Genomic DNA, 18405 nt, shown 5'->3' on the forward strand with positions numbered 1-18405 from the left:
ATGGGACAAATCATCGGAATCACCGGAGGCATTGCCAGTGGGAAAAGCACCGTCAGCCTCTATTTACAGGAACTCGGATTCACGATTGTCGATGCAGATCTGGCTTCCCGTGCTGTCGTTGAGCCAGGTGAAGAAGCCTATCACCAAGTTGTGAAAGCATTTGGAGAAGATATCTTATTGACGGATGGGAATATAGATCGCGTAAAGCTTGGGTCGATCATATTTAATGATCAAGAAAAGAGATTGCTGTTGAATGGCATCGTGCATCCTGCCGTCAGGAATTGGATGCGGCTGAAAACGGAAGCGGCACTATCATCAGGAGAAGAAACGGTGTTCATGGATATTCCGCTCCTATTCGAAAGCAAGCTGACATTCATGGTGGATAAGACGCTTTTGATCTATGTGGATGAGCAAGTACAATTGAAGCGATTAATGAATAGGAATGGTCTTTCGGAGGCGGAGGCACTTGCCAGGATCAATTCGCAAATGCCCTTGGCCGATAAAAAGGCCTTAGCGGATGCTGTCATCGATAATAATGGTGACATTAATGAAACGAAGCGGCAAGTTAAGGCCATACTTAGCGAATGGTATGTCATATAATCATGATAAAAAGAAGAAACCGCCCGGTTTCTTCTTTTTATGTTGAAAAAATAAAACAATCCGCATTTTTATTAGCACATTTCCTCTGAATTATGTTATACTAATTACATGTGAAAGGTAATAAGTATAACACTAATATTTCTGGAGGGTCCGAACAATGAATTCAAGAATAGCGATTAACGGATTTGGGAGAATTGGAAGAATGGTTTTCCGAAAAGCCATATTAGACGAGAGTTTGGACATTGTTGCAATAAATGCAAGCTATCCAGCTGAAACTTTAGCACACTTACTAAAATATGATACGATACATGGTAAATTCGACGGTATCATTATAGCTGAAGATGATTCACTAGTAGTGAATGGCCGCCAAGTAAAACTAATAAATAACCGCGATCCAAAGCTATTGCCTTGGAAAGAGATGAACATAGATATTGTAATTGAAGCCACTGGCAAATTCAATGATCGTTCTAAAGCGGCTCTTCATTTAGACGCAGGAGCAAAAAGAGTAATATTATCAGCCCCGGGTAAAAATGAAGACGTTACCATTGTAATGGGAGTGAATCAGGAGGTGCTGGAAATTGACAAGCATTTCGTCATATCCAATGCATCTTGTACAACGAACTGCCTTGGACCTGTTGCAAAAGTGCTTGATGAAAAATTCGGCATAAACAACGGTTTAATGACAACGATACATTCTTATACAAATGATCAAAATAATATCGATAACCCGCACAAAGACTTAAGACGTGCCCGTGCCGCTGCGGAAAGCATGATTCCTACGACTACAGGAGCTGCAAAAGCCATCTCACTAGTGTTGCCGCAATTAAAAGGCAAACTTCATGGAATGGCGATACGCGTACCGACACCAAACGTATCTTTAGTCGATCTTGTTGTGGATTTGAACCGTGATGTCACGATTGAAGAAGTGAACCAAGCCTTCATCGATGCTTCAGAAAATGAACTCAAAGGAATCATGGAATTCACGATGGAACCTTTAGTTTCCAGTGATTTCAAAACGAATCCACACTCTGCAATCATCGATGGATTGACTACGATGATGATCGGTGACAGGAAAGTGAAGGTCCTTGCTTGGTATGATAATGAGTGGGGTTACTCCAACCGTGTAGTGGACCTTGTAAAATTGGTTGGCTCCGAGTTGAAAAAAATGTCCGAAGTCGAATTATCAGTAAAATAAAATGAAAAACCCGAGCCTGCTAAAATTTTTTAGCGGGCTATTTTTCATGCAGTGATCCATGAATTCCCGGCTGCTTTATGGCACTGAATAAACAAAAGACGGAATTTGCTCCACATTGGAACCTTCGCTATATCCCCATTACATATAAAGTTTATCTTTCCAAAAATTCAATTTGGAGTTGCAAAAAAAATTCAAACCATATATACTATGAATCGTGAACTTCTTCAAAACGGTTTGCATGATGGCTACTTAAAGGGTTAGGACCTCTTTGGACTAACTTTCCCCCGTGGTAGTTATCAGAACTTATTTTTAAATCATGGTAAGGGGGAAGCTTAATATGGAAACAGCTTACACTATGGAAACAATGGGTAGACATGTCATTTCTGAACTTTGGGGTTGTGACTTTGAAAAACTGAACAATATCGATTTAATTGAAAAGATTTTTGTTGACGCTGCTTTGAAATCAGGTGCAGAGGTACGAGAAGTTGCCTTTCACAAATTTGCTCCACAAGGAGTCAGCGGGGTTGTCATCATTTCTGAATCACACTTAACGATTCACAGTTTTCCAGAACACGGCTATGCGAGCATTGATGTCTATACATGCGGTAACTTGGATCCGAATATTGCGGCAGATTATATTGCAGAAGCTTTGAATGCGCAAACACGTGAAAACATAGAATTACCACGTGGATTAGGTCCTGTACAAATGAAAAAAGCCAATATAAGTGCCCTATAAAAAAATGTATACACAGAGATGCCATGGGTGCATCTCTTTTTTAATGCAATGAATCGGCAGTCTGATTCACTTTATTGGAGAGGATTGCCTTGAAGCACAATGCCCTTGGCAACGGTGCTTCAACGGCAGAACAAAAAGTGCCTGCTGCCGGAAGTTACACTTTTTACTTGTACTGTCCGTTCCTTTTAATATAAGATTAAGATAGAGAAGTAATTCCTTGGGGAACATTTAGATAGGGGAGTCCTACATAAAATACGGAGCTGATAATGATGAAATGCCCATCATGTCAATATAACGGAACAAGAGTGCTCGATTCCAGGCCAGTCGATGAAAGTAAATCGATTCGACGACGCCGTGAATGTGAGGCATGTGGTTTTCGATTCACGACATTTGAAAAGGTGGAGGAAACACCGCTTATTGTAGTGAAAAAGGGCGGGACACGTGAAGAGTTCAGTCGTGATAAAATCCTGCGTGGCTTAATCAGGGCTTGCGAAAAACGTCCGGTTCCCTTGAAAGAACTAGAGCAAATTACCAGTTATGTAGAAAAAGAACTACGCAACCAGGGCATATCGGAAGTGAAAAGCGACAGTGTCGGCGAAATGGTAATGGACAAGCTGGCAGAAGTCGATGAGGTTGCCTATGTAAGGTTCGCATCCGTCTATCGACAATTTAAAGATATCAATGTCTTTATTGATGAACTGAAAGATTTAATAAATAAAGAAAGAAAGCAGAGCTGAAGATTCACTTTGGCTCTTTTTTCACTACATCTTTTGAAAGGTTTGAATGGAGATGTCAATGCATTGGCAAGAATTGCTCCCAGCTGATTCATATTTGGTCTCATCTGCGGGGCTGCTTCATGATTATGATCGGAAAATACTTACCCGACTATATCAACCTCTTATTGGACCTATCTGCATTAGCCTATATATGACGTTATGGAGTGAGTTGGAGGAAAACAGGCTATGGTCGGAAACCTCCTCGCATTATCAATTAATGAATACCATCGGCCTTAAGTTAGGTGATATTTACGAAGCACGCCTTTTACTTGAAGGAATCGGCCTGTTGAATGTATATAAGAAATCGAAAAATGAAACGAAGGAATTCATTTATGAGTTAAACCCGCCGCTTTCACCCCAGCAGTTTTTCACGGATGGAATGCTGAATATCTACTTATACAAAAAAATCGGTAAAGCTCAATTCAACCGGTTAAAGAGGTTCTTTTGTGATGACCATATCTTAACCGATCAATATGAAGGTGTGACTAAATCTTTTGCGGAAGTATTCTCATCAGACCATTTGGACTCTTTATATGTAACGGATGAAGCGAAAAACGAATGGAAACCGGTGCCTGAACAGCAATACATCGATCGGGCGGAAGGCGTTGAGCCGTCGGGGTTTGATGACTTATTCGATTTTGACCTTTTATTTGCCGGGATGAAATCCTCGATCGTGCCGAAAAAGGCTTTTACTCCTAAAATAAAAAGTACGATTGCCAAACTCGCTTTTTTATATGGCATTGATCCGCTGGAAATGCAAAAACTAGTAATGGATGCCGTTTCATTGGATGATGAGATTGATGAGGAATTGCTTAGAAAGGCGGCAAGGGACTGGTACCAGATCGAACGGCAGGCCGATATGCCTTCCCTTGTCAATCGGGTGCAGCCAATTCGTGAACGGACACAAAAAGAAGAACCGAAAACAAAGGAACAAGAGTTAATCCGTCATTTGGAGACGATTTCCCCGAGGGAGCGGCTGATGCAATTGTCTGGCGGTGCAGAGCCGTCAAGCGGTGATTTGAAAGTGGTTGAGGGCGTGATGATCAACCAAAAGCTGAATCCGGGTGTCGTCAATGTCTTGATTGAATATGTCATGCTCAAAACGGATATGAAGTTCACGAAAGGTTATGTGGAAAAGCTGGCAGGCCATTGGGCACGGCTAAAGGTCTCAACAGTCGTCGAGGCGATGGAACTGGCCAAAAATGAACATAGGAAATATCAGGACTGGGCTCAAGGAAGCAGGAATGCTGCGAAGGGCAGCCGGAAAAAGGCGATACGGGAAGAAGTGGTTCCTGAGTGGCTTGGGAAAAAAGAAGAAGCACAGCAGGAGCAGAATGAGGATCAGCCTGAATTGGATGCCCAAAAACGCGAACTTCTGGAGAAATGGAAGCTGTGGAAAGCGGGAGGTGAAATGAACGATGGAAAAGATTAATAGGTCCCTTAATAAATTGGCCAATACAAATCAATTTCAACAGCGTTATGAAAAGCTGAAACAGGAGATTTTTGAAAACGAACAAGTGCGGTTATTCATGAATGCCAACAGCTCGACGGTCACGAAGGAAATGATTGATAAAAACTTGGGGAAGCTTTATGAGTTCACTTCACAGAGCAATAAGTGTGATAAATGTCCGAGCTTGGATGGCTGCATCAATATGATGCAAGGGTATTATCCTAAATTGGTGGTGCAAGGAAAAGCCCTGAACCTGCATTATGAAGTCTGCCCGAGGAAATTGGCAGAGGATGAAAAGCGGAAACGAGAAAAGCTGATCCGCAGCCTGTATGTACCGAAGGATATTTTAAAGGCCAGCATTGAAGATTTTACCCAAACGGATAATGAAAACAAACGCTTGTCTGTCCTAAGTAAAGCGATGTCGTTCATTATGGAATATGAGCCGGGTAAAAGGCAAAAAGGCTTGTATATATATGGGAAATTCGGTGTTGGGAAAACGTACTTATTAGGTGCTATCGCCAATGAACTTGCAAAAAGGCAAATTTCCTCCCTTATAGTCTATGTACCTGACTATTTGAGGGAACTTAAGGGATCGATAGGTGATAATACGGTCAATGAAAAAATTGAAATGGTGAAAACGGCACCTATCCTCATGCTTGATGATATTGGAGCGGAATCCATGACGAGCTGGGGACGCGATGAGGTTTTTGGTCCGATTTTGCAATTTAGGATGCTGGAAAACCTGCCGACATTTTTCACTTCGAATTTTGATATGAATGGCCTGGAGAACCACCTGACCTTTTCACAGCGCGGTGAGAAAGAAGAAGTGAAGGCGGCCCGGGTACTGGAAAGAATTCAATATTTAGCTGAGCCGGTCAAGCTTGATGGCGTGAATCGGAGAAGATGAAGAAAAGTGGTCTCTTAATGGAGGTCACTTTTTTCTTCTTACAAGGCCCATCCTACTTCTAAACACGTCCCCATCCCCATATACATGAAAAAAGAAGCAAGGGGGAAGGGGGGATGTCGTAGTGCAAATTTTGTTTCAAAACGATTCAGAGGCAATGAAATTACTGAATTTCGTTTCTGTCCATCCACTGGGGGCAGAATTTCAAGCATATATTCGATTTATTCCGCAACAAGGCATGCACGTGGATATAACGGAATCTTCAGGTGATGAATGGCTAATTCTGCTTCGTGATGCATTCCATTCTTTTTTATTGGAAGAAAAGACGCTTCCTGTTCTGGAGCAAATTATAGTCGGTAAATTTTTTTATAGGGAACGGGAAGAAATTGAAGCCATCATTGAAATTGCATCATCCATCATCGAGGCGGAAAGAGCCAGGAATCAAGATGGAGCATTCAGTACGGAGAAACGATTGATTGAGGAAGGACTTCAAAGCATCTTGGCTGGAAAGGTATCTTTTTCATTCGATTCTTTTACGACCTTCCGTTTAAAATCGTTTCAGCACACTTTGGAAAAGTATGTCGTCAAGGCGATTGATGAATATAAGCTGGAACAGGACTATCAAAATTTCATTGCTACGCTCCGTGATTGCCTTCAAGGGCAGGAGACGAAATTAAGAAAGCTTCACCTTGTCAACCGGGACGGTTTTCACTTCTATGATCAGAAATTCAGCAAACTCGACCGTCCAAAAATCAATAGTATGATTGACAGGAGGCTTCTTGCCAAAAGCTCACTTTTTCTCGATACGGTGATACTTGCCCCGCTTTTATCGATTGCTCCTGAAAACTTGTGCATCTATACCGATGACAAGGAAGAGGGGCTCATCCAGACCATTTCAAGGATTTTCGAAGAACGGGCGACTATCTTGCCACTTTCATCATTTTCTATGCAGTTGAATGAACTTTCGTGGAAAAAAGAAAATTAACCTTGATTTTCAACGTATAACAAATTATAATTTCCTACATACTATTAAAAAACTAAAAGTTATGATGAGGACAAGGGTATTCTAGTCGCCGATTATCAGAGAGGGAAGCCAACAGGCTGTAAGCTTCCTATTCGCATGGAACACTTACCACCTTTAAACTTCGGCTCGGAAAGCAGGCATTCTGCGAATATGAGCTGACGGGAAGCTGCCGTTACCAAGTTACAAGTGCCATTTTGCCGTGAAAAGCAAGCTGGAACGAGGGTGGAACCGCGGGTTAATGATATTTATTACTAAGCTCGTCCCTGTTTTATACAGGGGCGGGCTTTTTTTGTGTTGTAATGGAATCAAAAACCTGTAATTTGTTCGAACAAATAAGAAGGAGTGAAACTGAATGTCAGAACTACTGAAAATATCTTTTCCTGACGGAGCGGTCAAGGAGTTTGCTAAAGGCACAACAACTGAAGACATCGCTGCATCCATCAGTCCTGGTTTAAGGAAAAAATCCATTGCCGGAAAATTCAATGGTGAATTATATGATTTAAAACGTCCGATTGAACAAGATGGTACAATCGAAATCGTCACACAGGACGCAGCGGATGCTCTTGAAGTATTGCGTCACAGTACAGCGCACTTGATGGCACAAGCGATCAAACGTTTGTTCAAAAATGCTAAATTCGGCGTAGGGCCAGTCATTGAAGGCGGCTTTTATTATGATATGGATCTAGAGGAATCATTGACTCCCGAAGACCTTCCATTGATTGAAAAAGAAATGAAAAAAATCGTCAACGAAAACTTGGCAATCTCCCGCATCGAAGTGAGTCGTGATGAAGCGATTTCCCGTTTTAAAGAAATCGGCGACGAATATAAATTGGAATTGATCGATGCGATTCCTGCCGATCAGCAGGTAACACTGTATGAGCAAGGGGAATTCTTTGACCTTTGTCGTGGAATTCATGTTCCATCAACTGGGAAAATCAAAGAATTCAAGCTATTGAGCATCGCTGGAGCATACTGGAGAGGCGATAGCAAAAACAAAATGCTTCAACGCATTTACGGTACGGCTTTCTATAAAAAAGAAGATTTGGCCGAACACCTGCGTCTCCTTGAAGAAGCCAAGGAACGTGACCATCGTAAAATCGGCAAAGAATTGAACTTGTTCATGAGCTCACAGAAAGTGGGGCAAGGGCTGCCGATGTGGTTGCCAAAAGGCGCGACAATTCGCCGTACAATCGAAAGATATATCGTGGATAAGGAAGAACGTTTAGGCTATGACCATGTCTACACACCTGTAATGGGAAGCGTGGACCTTTATAAAACATCCGGACACTGGGATCATTACCAGGACGGCATGTTCCCGGTCATGGAGATGGAAAACGAACAGCTTGTCCTGCGTCCGATGAACTGTCCGCATCACATGATGGTCTATAAAAACAGCATCCACAGCTATCGCGAACTGCCAATCCGGATTGCCGAGCTAGGCTTGATGCACCGCTATGAAATGTCAGGTGCCCTTTCAGGCCTTCAGCGTGTACGTGGGATGACATTGAATGATGCGCACATTTTCGTTCGCCCCGACCAAATCAAAGAAGAGTTCAAGCGTGTTGTGAACCTTGTTCTGGAAGTTTATAAAGACTTCGATATCAAGGATTATTCATTCCGTCTGTCTTATCGCGATCCTCAGGATACAGAAAAATACTTCGATGATGATGACATGTGGGAAAAAGCGCAAAGCATGTTAAAAGGCGCCATGGATGAGCTTGGTCTTGATTACTTTGAAGCGGAAGGTGAAGCGGCATTCTACGGTCCTAAGCTTGATGTTCAGGTGCGTACTGCCTTAGGGAAAGATGAAACGCTTTCCACTGTTCAGCTTGATTTCTTGCTTCCTGAACGTTTTGACCTTAATTACGTCGGTGAGGACGGCAAGCAGCACCGTCCGGTTGTTATCCACCGCGGCGTCGTTTCCACAATGGAACGTTTTGTCGCTTACTTGATTGAAGAATACAAGGGGGCATTCCCTACTTGGCTTGCACCTATCCAAGCACAGGTGATCCCGGTTTCACCTGAAGTGCACTTGGATTATGCGAAAGAAGTACAGGAAAAACTTAAAGCGCAAGGCATTCGTGTCGACCTGGATACACGTGACGAGAAAATCGGTTACAAAATTCGTGAAGCGCAAATGCAAAAAATCCCGTATATGCTGGTCGTTGGAGACAATGAAGCCAAAGAAGGCAGCGTGAATGTACGTAAATACGGTGAACAAAAATCCGAAACGATCGCATTTGAAGATTTCGTTTCAGCGATTAAGGCGGAAGTGAGCCGTTAATAGCAAAAAGAGGGGCACATATAGTTGTGTCCCTCTTTTTAATCATGGCATGATAAAATGAAACCATCATGTGAAAATATGTACAGCAATGAAAAGGAGGGGCAGCATGAAAAAGAAATTTACTTATCTATTCGGACCGACATTCCTTGTCATCATCATCTTATTGTTATTGGATGATTATCGACAATATGCCATCGTCCCGGTCCTGCTTTTTTGGATAGTCCTATTTTCTTGGGACACCATTGAGAAAAAGAAAAAGGCGAAAGAAGACTCTTAACATGTGATGGCTTCGGCCAGTATGGACTGTAACTAAAGGGGGAATGGGGATAAATGGAGATTAGAAGGGCTTCAAGGAAAGACGCGGGTAACTTGGCTGCTCTGTTCAAGCATGTAGAAGATTCCGGGTATATGCTGTTTAACCCTGGGGAAAGAAAAGCTACGGCGAAACAAATGGAAAAGCAATTGGAGCAAATCGAAAAAAATCCCCCTTCCATTGTCCTCGTTTCCGCTAGCGGAAATGAGTTGACTGGTTACCTAATCTTATTGGGCAATCAAATGGGCCGAACGAGGCATTCCGCCAAAATCGTCATCGGCATCCATGAACAGGTTAGAGGAAAAGGTATCGGTACGAAGCTATTTCAGAAAATGGAGGAGCATGCACGGACTAACGAAATACGGCGCCTGGAATTGTCCGTGATTGCAAACAACGCCCCTGCGCTTTCCTTGTATCATAAGATGGGGTTCGAAAAGGAAGGAATAAAGCGGGAATCACTGTTTTTTGATGGAAAGTATCATGATGAATATTTTTTGTCCAAATTACTTTAAAAAACGTATTGTCAAATAACTGAATGTCTGATAATATTAATTTTGTTGTGAAAAACGAATAAAATTTAGCATTTGACAAGTCATCAGTGTTTATGATATATTTCTAAAGTGAATTGAATACGTGTTTGATGAAAAGAAGAAGCACCCGCTTCTCACCTGGTTGACGCAAACAATGCAGTTAACAGGTCATGATTTGATTATTTGGATCTTTCTGAATGAGTCTATCAAGTGTGGGTGCAGCATGCATCCACACTTTTTTATTATGATTATATCCTGTAAGCGAGTTGTGAGCGTGACCGAATTTATTCAAATATTCGTATTCGCCAATATCTTTGGAGGTGGCTAACTATTAGTAAAGACGCGATGGTAAACGAGGGCATCCGAGCCCGTGAAGTTCGTCTTATTGACCAAAACGGAGAACAACTTGGAATTAAAACGAAATTCGAAGCATTGGAAATTGCCGCTCGTGTAAATCTTGATCTAGTTTTAGTTGCTGCAAATGCAAAGCCTCCGGTAGCCCGGATCATGGACTACGGAAAACACCGCTTCGAGCAGCAAAAGAAAGACAAGGAAGCACGTAAAAATCAAAAAGTCATCAGTCTGAAAGAGGTTCGTTTGAGCCCGACGATTGAAGAGCATGATTTCAATACGAAGCTTCGCAACGGTATTAAATTCCTTGAAAAAGGCGATAAAGTAAAAGCTTCTATCCGATTCAAAGGACGTGCCATTACGCATAAGGAAATTGGTCAACGTGTACTCGTTCGTTTTTCTGAAGCATGTAAAGAAGTGGCTACAATCGAGCAACACCCAAAAATGGACGGGCGCAGCATGTTCATTATCTTAGCACCGAAAAACGAAAAGTAATTGTAAAGTAATTTGTAATGAGGAGGAATACCTTATGCCTAAAATGAAAACTCACCGCGGATCTGCTAAACGTTTCAAAAAGACTGGATCCGGCAAACTTAAGCGTTCTAACGCTTACACAAGCCATTTATTTGCTAACAAATCTACTAAGCAAAAGCGTAAGCTTCGCAAAGCTAGCCTTGTAAGCAAAGGTGACTTCAAACGTATTCGTCATATGCTAGACAACATTAAATAAGTTCGATTTATCGAGTTAAATAGGAGGGAAATAACATGCCACGTGTAAAAGGCGGTACTGTTACTCGCAAACGTCGTAAAAAGGTAATAAAATTAGCTAAAGGTTACTATGGCGCGAAACATATTCTTTTCAAAGTAGCTAACCAACAAGTAATGAAGTCAGGAAACTATGCTTTCCGTGACCGTCGTCAAAAGAAACGTGATTTCCGCAAACTTTGGATCACTCGTATCAACGCTGCAGCACGCATCAACGGTCTTTCTTACAGCCGTTTAATGCATGGCCTAAAGCTTGCTGGTATCGAAGTGAACCGCAAAATGCTTGCTGATCTTGCTGTTGCTGACGAACAAGCTTTTGCTCAATTAGCAACTGCTGCTAAACAACAATTAGACAAATAAGTCTGACTGATACCGCCACTCTCTTTTCAAGAGGGTGGCTTTTTACATATTTAAAGGAGGGAAAGGGAATGCAAGGAGTATGGTTCATTGCTGCTTATATGATCATCACGAACATCATCGGTTTTGCCTTAATGGGAATCGACAAAAGGAAAGCGCGTAATGGGGAGTACCGGATCAGCGAAAAGACACTTTGGTTTTGGGCTGTCATAGGAGGAGGGACTGGGTCCTTTTTGGGGATGAAGCAATTCCGCCATAAGACGAAGCATGCCGCTTTTAAGTGGGGTCTGCCTATATTGATGATTCTGCAGATAGGCTTATTGATTAAGGTATTCATTCAATTGTAATAAGTAGCCCGTATAGTGTATATGCTTGTAGAAGCAGCAAAGAGTAGCTGGAGGGAGAGCATGAATGATAAACTGACACTTGTGATGAGCTACGTTCAATCTGGAAGCGTGTTTGCACCGTTGATTTTTATCACTTTTCATTTATTAAGGCAATTTTTATTCATTCCCGTCATTGTGGTTTGCATGTCTGGAGGAGTATTATTCGGGGCAGCTTTTGGAACCATCTATTCGGTAATCGGTTTGACGCTTTCCAGCATGGCCTTTTATTTCGTGATAGGCAAATTTCCGAAAACAAAGGATAGGCTGCTGCGGCTTAAGAATAAGCTGTTTGGTAACCGAAAACTGAACAGCCGGCAAATTGCAGTACTCAGGCTAATACCATTCATACACTTTTATTTATTGTCGCTTTGTTTATTGGAATCCAATAAAGGGCTGAAAAATTATTTTTACCTATCCTTCATGACCAATCTTCCTGTAGCATTCGTATACACTGTTTTTGGCCACTATATTGCAGATTTCAGTCCCACGCTGATCGTCATCATTTTATTATCCTTAACCTTATTGATCTATTTATTGAGAGAGAAGCAGACGGTCGTCCCCTGGAAGGAATTTTTTCGTTCAGATGATTAATATAGAGCCTTGAGTCCATTTTCCTCAAGGCTCTTCATTATGCGTGATTTTTTCAATTTTGTAAGAACTCCTTGACCGGGCTCTTCCAATCAATAACGGCATCCGGGTATTGTTTTTTTATGGCTGCCTCAATTTTCAAGAAATCATTTCGCTTCAAGCCTTTCAGTCCTGCCACTTTTTTAGGCCAAATGAAGATGGAGATGACCTCGAAGGAGCGTTCCGTCGTCCCTAAATACTTTTCCCCTTCAAACATCACCCCGTTGTACGTCAATAAAAAATTCTTTCGTATATTGGCTGTATCGTCGAGCAGAAAGAATTTTTTCTGTTCATGTGCCAGCTCTAATTTTCTTTTCGGATTAAATAGGTATTTAATGACTGTATAGATTAAGAAAATGATGAGAGCCAAAAGAATGAACCGCATGATCAATACCATGGAGATACCTCCTTAAACAGAGTGATTCCCTTTCATTTACGTATGGGTTTTTAATAAGTTTCATTTATTTGATATAATTTAGGGGAAGACGAAGGAAAGAAGTGATGAAAATGAACATAAGTAAATTAATGGAAATGCAGGCGGCTTTGGATGAGCATATACAATCCAAGCATGATTTGGGTGCGGAAGACTTGGTGGAACGGAAGATACTTGCTCTTTTAGTGGAGCTTGGAGAGCTTGCCAATGAAACAAGATGTTTTAAATTCTGGAGTCTTAAAGGACCCTCTGATAAAGAAACGATTTTGGCTGAATATGTAGATGGCATTCATTTCATTTTGTCACTCGGGATCGAACGGGGTTTTGTACCGGAAGTTCCATCTGCCCTAAAGATGCATCAGGAGGATTTGACGGTTCAATTTACTGCCATTTACGGCTACATCAGTGAATTTCGCACACAGTTGACAGATTCATCTTACCAAAAGGTTTTTACTGCGTATTTACATTTAGGGGAGTTGCTCGGATTTTCGGCAGCGGATGTGGAAAAAGCATATGTAAGCAAAAATGAAGTCAATTACGAAAGGCAAAAGCAAGGCTACTGATTGTTTATGAAATCGTTTGTCTGTATAATTATTCTTGTAATGTAAGTTATAAGGAGGTAAGGGAATGGCTCAATTGGATGAAACGTTAAAGATGCTTGCTGACTTAACGGATGCTAAAGGCATTGCAGGAAATGAAAGTGAAGTAAGAAAAGTGATGACCGAATACATAACACCATTTGCGGATGAAATATCGACAGATGGGCTGGGAAGTTTGATCGCCAAGAAAACGGGAGATGAAAACGGACCGAAAATCGTCGTTACCGGGCATATGGACGAAGTCGGTTTCATGATCACCCAAATTGATGATAAGGGATTTTTGCGTTTTCAGCCGGTAGGAGGCTGGTGGTCACAGGTAATGCTGGCCCAGCGTGTGACGATCGTTACGGGTAAAGGTGATATAACGGGCATTATCGGTTCCAAGCCGCCACATATCCTGTCAGCGGAAGCGCGGAAGAAGCCGATTGATATTAAAGATATGTTCATTGATATTGGTGCATCCAGCAAAGAAGAGGTTAAGGAATGGGGCGTCAAGCCGGGGGATATGGTTGTGCCATATTTTGAATTCACGGTTATGAATAATGAAAAGATGCTGCTCGCCAAAGCCTGGGACAATCGAATTGGCTGTGCAATCGCCATTGATGTGCTTAAACAGCTGAAAGACAGCGACCATCCTAACGTAGTTTATGGAATTGGCGCAGTGCAAGAAGAGGTCGGCCTGCGTGGCTCCAAAACATCCACATTCAAAATTCAGCCGGATATCGGTTTTGCCGTCGATGTCGGCATTGCTGGTGATACACCGGGGGTTTCCGAAAAAGAAGCGATGAGCAAGATGGGGGAAGGCCCGCAAATCGTCATCTATGATTCATCGATGGTGGCACATAAGGGATTACGAGATTTCGTCACCGACACGGCTGATGAAATGAATATTCCTTATCAATATGAATCGATTCCTGGCGGCGGGACGGATGCCGGCTCCATCCATTTAACGGCAAATGGTGTTCCCGCCCTGGCGATCACAATTGCCACACGCTACATTCATTCACACGCAGCAATGCTTCACAGGGATGATTATGAGAATGCAGTCAAGCTCATTGTCGAAGTGATTAAACGCCTCGATCGCGAAGCGGTTGATCGGATCATTTACGAGTAATATAGTAAGTTAAAAATGGAGAGGCCTAATATAGGTCCTCTCCATTTTCTTTTTCTTATTTTTACTTGTCTTCGACAATTATATAGACGGCTTTGATGGGTCCATGGACGCCGACGACAAGGTCCATTTCAATATCAGCCGAATTGCTCGGCCCTGTTATGAAATTGATGCAGGAAGGAACGACTTCGCCCCGGGTAACTTTTGAACGGATGGCCGCAGCAGCCTGGGTCATTCGCGGAACGATGGTGCTTTTCGGAATGATGGAAACATGGCAGGAAGGAAGGAAGCTGATGGAACGGCCGTGATCCTTGTCGCTGAACAAGACGACGGTCGCTGATTCTGCTAGTGTCATCTCACTGAATGTGATTCCGATGTTAGCACATTCTGCTTTTTCGATATTCTCATTCCCGGCTTGGTGATCCCATATATGGACATCATTTTCCTTTAAGATGCCCTCTAACCCATACTCGGTAAATCGATCGTCCTTAGGGATGATCACAGGTCCGTTTCCAAGTCCCTCGATCACCTTTGTTAAGCTATTCACCACTTGCTTGGAGTCGGTAAGGTGAAATTGAGTATGCACCCGTTTACATTGCTCCTTCAATTCCGCGACAAGATCATTTTGTGTCGCATGTTTCAAAACTTCTTTTTGGGGGGCATGCTTCCATTCCGGAACGGAGATGCCTTCCGTAATAGGAGCCCTTCCCAGGTTTTTGGCTATATTGTTTAAAAATGTCCCTTCATTATGGATGGTTCCATTCATGATGGTTTCCCTCCTTTTTCCCGATTTTTGAACCAGTCCCGAAAGCTCTCTTTCCCTGGAGCAGGGAACTCGCGGCTTTCTGTCCAAGTTTTGAGCGGTCCCGGGCCTTTCGAGATGATATCCCCCGTTTTAAAAGGTGACATCGCTGATGGGGCCATTTTGGAGCCGAATTTATAAAGCATAGGCGATGCCGCACCAATCCCAAAGGCCTTCATGGCCATCTTTTCTGAAAACGGCGCCATTTTTTCCTTTTCAACGATGACTTCACGATGTTTCCTCAGTAAATCGTGGAGAGGGATCTTTACCGGACAGGCATCTGTACAGGCTGCACAAAGAGTGGAGGCATACGGCAGTTCCTTGAAATCATCATATCCTCCGAGTAAGGGTGAAAGCACAGCGCCGATTGGTCCGGGGTAAATTGAACCATATGAATGACCGCCAACCTGGCGATAGACCGGGCAGACATTTATACAGGCAGCACAGCGAATACATTGAAGAACGGATTGAAACTCAGTTCCTAAGATGGAGGAGCGTCCATTATCCACGATCACAAGGTGAAACTCCTCGGGTCCGTCTACATCACCTTCATCACGCGGACCGGTAAGTGCGGTGATGTAACTGGTCAATCTTTGGCCGACAGCGCTTCTTGTCAATAAACTGACAAGGACTTCGAATTCATCGAATGTAGGCACAAGCCGTTCCATTCCCATCACGGTGATTTGCGTTTTTGGGAGGGCAGTGACCAAATCGGCATTTCCTTCATTCGTCACCAATCCGATCGAGCCCGTTTCCGCAATCGCAAAATTACAGCCGGTAATGCCCACATCGGCGCTTAAGAAATCTTTCCGCAGAATGCCTCGTACATGGGCGGTAAGCTCTTCCGGTTTTTCGGTTTGCGTATAGGCAAGCTTTTCTTTAAAAACATCCCTGATCTGTTCTTTATTTTTATGGAGCGCAGGTGCGACGATATGGGAAGGGGGATCATGATCATCCACTTGTAAAATGTATTCTCCAAGGTCCGTTTCAACGACATCGAGGCCAACCGCCTCAAGAGTTGCATTCAAATTGATCTCTTCCGTGACCATCGATTTGGATTTAACGACCTTTTTGGCATTATTTTTTACAATGACATCCTTAATGTAGCCGCTTGCTTGTTCAGCGGTTTCAGCGAAGAAGACATGACCGCCCCTTTTCGAAACGTTTTCGGCAAGCTGGTGCAAATAGAAATCAAGGTTACTGAGCACATGCTGCCGAATTTCTTCCCCAAGAGAACGCCAATCCTCCCAGCTTCCTAATTCATCAACGGCAGTCAGCCGCCGTCCGTGTAATCGTTCTTGGGCACTGGATACGGCCAATCGCATAAAGTCATTATGTATTCCTTCATCCACCCGGTCTTTAAATTTGGCAAAGCTGGTTTTCATAGCCATAAGTTTTTCCCTCCTCGCTTTCTTTAAATGCTATTCAGGACTTCCGCAATGTGAAGGACCTTCACCGGTTGCCCCTTCCTTTGGATCCGTCCGCCGATATTCATCAAACATCCTGCATCCCCGCCGATTAAAAAGTCGGCACCGGTTTCTTCAATATTGCATACCTTCTCCTCGACCATTTGTCCGGAAATGTCACCCATCTTAACCGAAAAGGTCCCCCCGAACCCGCAGCAGTTTTGGGCATCCGGAAGTGGTGTCATTTCCAGCCCCCTGACATGGCTTAATAAAATGGCAGGTGCTTCCTTCACCTTAAGCAGCCGTGTCATATGGCATGAAGTATGATAAGTGGCCTTTCCCTTGAGGGTAGCCCCGACGTCGGTAACTTTTAAGACATCCACGATGAATTGGGACAATTCATATGTTTTAGCCGCTAATGATGCCGCTTTCTTTTCCCATACGGCATCACCTTTGAAAAGTACCGGATATTCCTTGAACATCGCTGCACAGGAACCGGAAGGGGTTACGACGTATTCAGCATCCGCGAACGTTTTAATCATCTTTTTCATGGCTTCCTTCGATTCCTTCGTATACCCGCTATTATATGCCGGCTGTCCGCAGCATATCTGGGACTCCGGGAAATCGATCTCACAGCCTAATCTCTCGAGTAGCTCCACTGTCGCTTTGCCGACATTGGATTGAAACAAATCCACTAAACATGTTGCAAAGAGAGTAACTTTCAATCTGAACTCCTCCTTTTTCAAAATAGGTTAACAGGTCATCTGATGACTAGAAAATGGAAAAAGGAAATGGCTAAGAGAAAATACCAATTTCCAAGATTTTTTAAATGAAGTAATCGTTTTCAAAATAATATATCAATTTAATCCTTTTTTGTATAGGGTATTTTTGAAATTTAAAGGAATGTCAATGATTCTTTTGCTGATTTTTTTCGATGACCCGGTCCAGCGATTCCTCGACGCTTTGAAGATGAAACAGCATGGCACTGCGGGCTCCGTCCTCATCCTGTGCCACGATTGCATCATATATCCTGACATGCTGCTGGTAAAGCTGCTTGAGTGTCATCTCTTCGGAATAAAGCGCAGCCCGACGGATATCACGCATCTTTTCCGTCATTAATTCTGAAACATGATTCATCAATGTAATCAGCAGCTCATTTTGTGATGCATTTGCCACGGCAACATGGAAGGAGATATCCGCTTTATCACTAAGTTCTTCATCATCCGAGACCTTTTCCATATTAAAAAGCATGTCCTTAAGTTCGATAAGGTTTTCTTCCGTTCTCTTCTTCGCTGCCACTTCCGCCGTACCGGACTCAAGGATTTTCCGGACTTCCAGTAAATGCTTGATATTGTCTTGATCCATCAAAAGGGCGGCAGACAAGGGGTGGTTCATGATGGCGGGGTCGAAGGTTTTGACGAATGTTCCTTCACCTTGTTTTATTTCAATAAGACCCATTGAACTCAATGCACTTAATGCTTCGCGGATGGCCGGGCGCCCGACTTGGAAATTTTCCGCAAGCTGCTGAATGGAATCCAATTGTTCACCTGGTTTCAGGCTGCCTGACCGAATCATTTCATAAAGTTCATCGCTGACTTCTTCATAAATTTTTTTCGGCTTTATTTTTTTATATACCAAGTAGTAGCACCTCTATTTTCTATGAGTTTCTCTAGTTAATATTATATAACACAAATGATCTTTGACACTTCCAGAAGAGTTAAAAAATCAACAAAAAATAAAAAAAATCTTGCTTTTA

General features: G+C 42.8%; 22 protein-coding genes and 1 other annotated feature. Of the genes, 17 read left to right on the plus strand and 5 right to left on the minus strand.

From position 1 onward, the window contains the following. The 15 genes from coaE (at position 1) to OTG27_RS16005 (ending at position 12262) form a co-directional block, all read left to right on the plus strand. Positions 1-600, plus strand: coding sequence for a dephospho-CoA kinase (coaE, locus tag OTG27_RS15935; RefSeq protein WP_063575506.1), 600 nt, complete (start codon positions 1-3; stop codon positions 598-600). 157 nt (positions 601-757) lie between these two features. Further along, positions 758-1795 carry a glyceraldehyde-3-phosphate dehydrogenase gene (locus OTG27_RS15940; protein ID WP_057276696.1) on the plus strand — a complete coding sequence of 346 codons (1038 nt, stop codon included), beginning with the start codon at positions 758-760 and terminating at the stop codon, positions 1793-1795. Between the two features lie 355 nt (positions 1796-2150). Then, on the plus strand, positions 2151-2531 hold the full coding sequence (gene speD / locus OTG27_RS15945) for an adenosylmethionine decarboxylase (protein ID WP_034311443.1): 381 nt from the start codon (positions 2151-2153) through the stop codon (positions 2529-2531). A 269-nt stretch (positions 2532-2800) separates the two neighbouring features. Beyond that, positions 2801-3268: a transcriptional regulator NrdR gene (nrdR, locus tag OTG27_RS15950; RefSeq protein WP_268937408.1), complete on the plus strand. Its 468-nt coding sequence runs from the start codon at positions 2801-2803 to the stop codon at positions 3266-3268. 58 nt (positions 3269-3326) lie between these two features. Next, positions 3327-4739, plus strand: coding sequence for a replication initiation and membrane attachment family protein (locus OTG27_RS15955; RefSeq protein ID WP_307730097.1), 1413 nt, complete (start codon positions 3327-3329; stop codon positions 4737-4739). Beyond that, positions 4726-5664: a primosomal protein DnaI gene (gene dnaI / locus OTG27_RS15960; protein ID WP_063575508.1), complete on the plus strand. Its 939-nt coding sequence runs from the start codon at positions 4726-4728 to the stop codon at positions 5662-5664. The genes OTG27_RS15955 and dnaI overlap by 14 nt, the downstream gene beginning before the upstream one ends. 121 nt (positions 5665-5785) lie before the next feature. Then, positions 5786-6646, plus strand: a complete 861-nt coding sequence (gene ytxC / locus OTG27_RS15965; protein WP_063575509.1) for a sporulation protein YtxC — start codon at positions 5786-5788, stop codon at positions 6644-6646. Positions 6647-7037: 391 nt separating this feature from the next. After that, positions 7038-8969: a threonine--tRNA ligase gene (gene thrS / locus OTG27_RS15970; RefSeq protein ID WP_230137003.1), complete on the plus strand. Its 1932-nt coding sequence runs from the start codon at positions 7038-7040 to the stop codon at positions 8967-8969. Positions 8970-9075: 106 nt separating this feature from the next. Further along, the gene (locus OTG27_RS15975) at positions 9076-9246 is read left to right on the plus strand and encodes a hypothetical protein (RefSeq protein ID WP_156404335.1); all 171 of its coding nucleotides are present in this window, start codon (positions 9076-9078) and stop codon (positions 9244-9246) included. Positions 9247-9299: 53 nt separating this feature from the next. Further along, positions 9300-9794, plus strand: coding sequence for a GNAT family N-acetyltransferase (locus OTG27_RS15980; RefSeq protein ID WP_268937410.1), 495 nt, complete (start codon positions 9300-9302; stop codon positions 9792-9794). A gap of 127 nt (positions 9795-9921) precedes the next feature. Further along, positions 9922-10059: a sequence feature (ribosomal protein L20 leader region), on the plus strand. A 98-nt stretch (positions 10060-10157) separates the two neighbouring features. After that, positions 10158-10658: a translation initiation factor IF-3 gene (gene infC / locus OTG27_RS15985; protein ID WP_034309072.1), complete on the plus strand. Its 501-nt coding sequence runs from the start codon at positions 10158-10160 to the stop codon at positions 10656-10658. A gap of 34 nt (positions 10659-10692) precedes the next feature. Continuing rightward, entirely contained in the window at positions 10693-10893 is a 201-nt protein-coding gene (rpmI, locus tag OTG27_RS15990; RefSeq protein ID WP_034309070.1) for a 50S ribosomal protein L35, read from the plus strand. A gap of 35 nt (positions 10894-10928) precedes the next feature. Then, entirely contained in the window at positions 10929-11288 is a 360-nt protein-coding gene (gene rplT, locus OTG27_RS15995; protein ID WP_034309067.1) for a 50S ribosomal protein L20, read from the plus strand. Between the two features lie 68 nt (positions 11289-11356). Beyond that, positions 11357-11632, plus strand: a complete 276-nt coding sequence (locus OTG27_RS16000) for a DUF1294 domain-containing protein (protein WP_057276692.1) — start codon at positions 11357-11359, stop codon at positions 11630-11632. 60 nt (positions 11633-11692) lie between these two features. After that, the gene (locus OTG27_RS16005; protein WP_034309063.1) at positions 11693-12262 is read left to right on the plus strand and encodes a TVP38/TMEM64 family protein; all 570 of its coding nucleotides are present in this window, start codon (positions 11693-11695) and stop codon (positions 12260-12262) included. Positions 12263-12314: 52 nt separating this feature from the next. Here OTG27_RS16005 and OTG27_RS16010 read toward each other — a convergent pair whose 3' ends face one another. Further along, positions 12315-12695, minus strand: coding sequence for a hypothetical protein (locus tag OTG27_RS16010; RefSeq protein ID WP_048681192.1), 381 nt, complete (start codon positions 12693-12695; stop codon positions 12315-12317). 110 nt (positions 12696-12805) lie between these two features. On the opposite strand from OTG27_RS16010, the gene OTG27_RS16015 reads away from it, so the two are divergent. After that, positions 12806-13294, plus strand: coding sequence for a dUTP diphosphatase (locus OTG27_RS16015; protein ID WP_063577659.1), 489 nt, complete (start codon positions 12806-12808; stop codon positions 13292-13294). Between the two features lie 64 nt (positions 13295-13358). Continuing rightward, a complete protein-coding gene (locus OTG27_RS16020; RefSeq protein WP_095679817.1) occupies positions 13359-14444 on the plus strand; it encodes a M42 family metallopeptidase in 1086 nt (361 codons plus the stop codon). Between the two features lie 61 nt (positions 14445-14505). Here OTG27_RS16020 and OTG27_RS16025 read toward each other — a convergent pair whose 3' ends face one another. From OTG27_RS16025 to OTG27_RS16040, 4 genes are all read right to left on the minus strand, one after another. Then, complete coding sequence (locus tag OTG27_RS16025; protein WP_268937453.1) at positions 14506-15210, minus strand: LutC/YkgG family protein; 705 nt, start codon at positions 15208-15210, stop codon at positions 14506-14508. Next, positions 15204-16634 (minus strand): LutB/LldF family L-lactate oxidation iron-sulfur protein, encoded by a 1431-nt coding sequence (locus OTG27_RS16030; protein WP_268937411.1) that lies wholly within the window; start codon positions 16632-16634, stop codon positions 15204-15206. The genes OTG27_RS16025 and OTG27_RS16030 overlap by 7 nt, the downstream gene beginning before the upstream one ends. Before the next feature lie 23 nt (positions 16635-16657). Beyond that, the gene (locus OTG27_RS16035; RefSeq protein ID WP_057276687.1) at positions 16658-17374 is read right to left on the minus strand and encodes a (Fe-S)-binding protein; all 717 of its coding nucleotides are present in this window, start codon (positions 17372-17374) and stop codon (positions 16658-16660) included. Between the two features lie 181 nt (positions 17375-17555). Beyond that, positions 17556-18287: a FadR/GntR family transcriptional regulator gene (locus OTG27_RS16040; protein WP_307730099.1), complete on the minus strand. Its 732-nt coding sequence runs from the start codon at positions 18285-18287 to the stop codon at positions 17556-17558. Positions 18288-18405: the final 118 nt, after the last annotated feature.

Source organism: Peribacillus sp. AS_2 (genome assembly GCF_026891895.1).
GTDB lineage: Bacteria > Bacillota > Bacilli > Bacillales > DSM-1321 > Peribacillus > Peribacillus frigoritolerans.

Bases quoted from the DNA above. Each gene is read 5' to 3' on its own strand.
- coaE (WP_063575506.1), top strand. From the start codon at position 1: ATGGGACAAATCATCGGAATCACCGGAGGCATTGCCAGTGGGAAAAGC.
- OTG27_RS15940 (WP_057276696.1), top strand. From the start codon at position 758: ATGAATTCAAGAATAGCGATTAACGGATTTGGGAGAATTGGAAGAATG.
- speD (WP_034311443.1), top strand. From the start codon at position 2,151: ATGGAAACAATGGGTAGACATGTCATTTCTGAACTTTGGGGTTGTGAC.
- nrdR (WP_268937408.1), top strand. From the start codon at position 2,801: ATGAAATGCCCATCATGTCAATATAACGGAACAAGAGTGCTCGATTCC.
- OTG27_RS15955 (WP_307730097.1), top strand. From the start codon at position 3,327: ATGCATTGGCAAGAATTGCTCCCAGCTGATTCATATTTGGTCTCATCT.
- dnaI (WP_063575508.1), top strand. From the start codon at position 4,726: ATGGAAAAGATTAATAGGTCCCTTAATAAATTGGCCAATACAAATCAA.
- thrS (WP_230137003.1), top strand. From the start codon at position 7,038: ATGTCAGAACTACTGAAAATATCTTTTCCTGACGGAGCGGTCAAGGAG.
- OTG27_RS15975 (WP_156404335.1), top strand. From the start codon at position 9,076: ATGAAAAAGAAATTTACTTATCTATTCGGACCGACATTCCTTGTCATC.
- OTG27_RS15980 (WP_268937410.1), top strand. From the start codon at position 9,300: ATGGAGATTAGAAGGGCTTCAAGGAAAGACGCGGGTAACTTGGCTGCT.
- infC (WP_034309072.1), top strand. From the start codon at position 10,158: ATGGTAAACGAGGGCATCCGAGCCCGTGAAGTTCGTCTTATTGACCAA.
- rpmI (WP_034309070.1), top strand. From the start codon at position 10,693: ATGCCTAAAATGAAAACTCACCGCGGATCTGCTAAACGTTTCAAAAAG.
- rplT (WP_034309067.1), top strand. From the start codon at position 10,929: ATGCCACGTGTAAAAGGCGGTACTGTTACTCGCAAACGTCGTAAAAAG.
- OTG27_RS16000 (WP_057276692.1), top strand. From the start codon at position 11,357: ATGCAAGGAGTATGGTTCATTGCTGCTTATATGATCATCACGAACATC.
- OTG27_RS16005 (WP_034309063.1), top strand. From the start codon at position 11,693: ATGAATGATAAACTGACACTTGTGATGAGCTACGTTCAATCTGGAAGC.
- OTG27_RS16010 (WP_048681192.1), bottom strand. From the start codon at position 12,695: ATGGTATTGATCATGCGGTTCATTCTTTTGGCTCTCATCATTTTCTTA.
- OTG27_RS16015 (WP_063577659.1), top strand. From the start codon at position 12,806: ATGAACATAAGTAAATTAATGGAAATGCAGGCGGCTTTGGATGAGCAT.
- OTG27_RS16020 (WP_095679817.1), top strand. From the start codon at position 13,359: ATGGCTCAATTGGATGAAACGTTAAAGATGCTTGCTGACTTAACGGAT.
- OTG27_RS16030 (WP_268937411.1), bottom strand. From the start codon at position 16,634: ATGGCTATGAAAACCAGCTTTGCCAAATTTAAAGACCGGGTGGATGAA.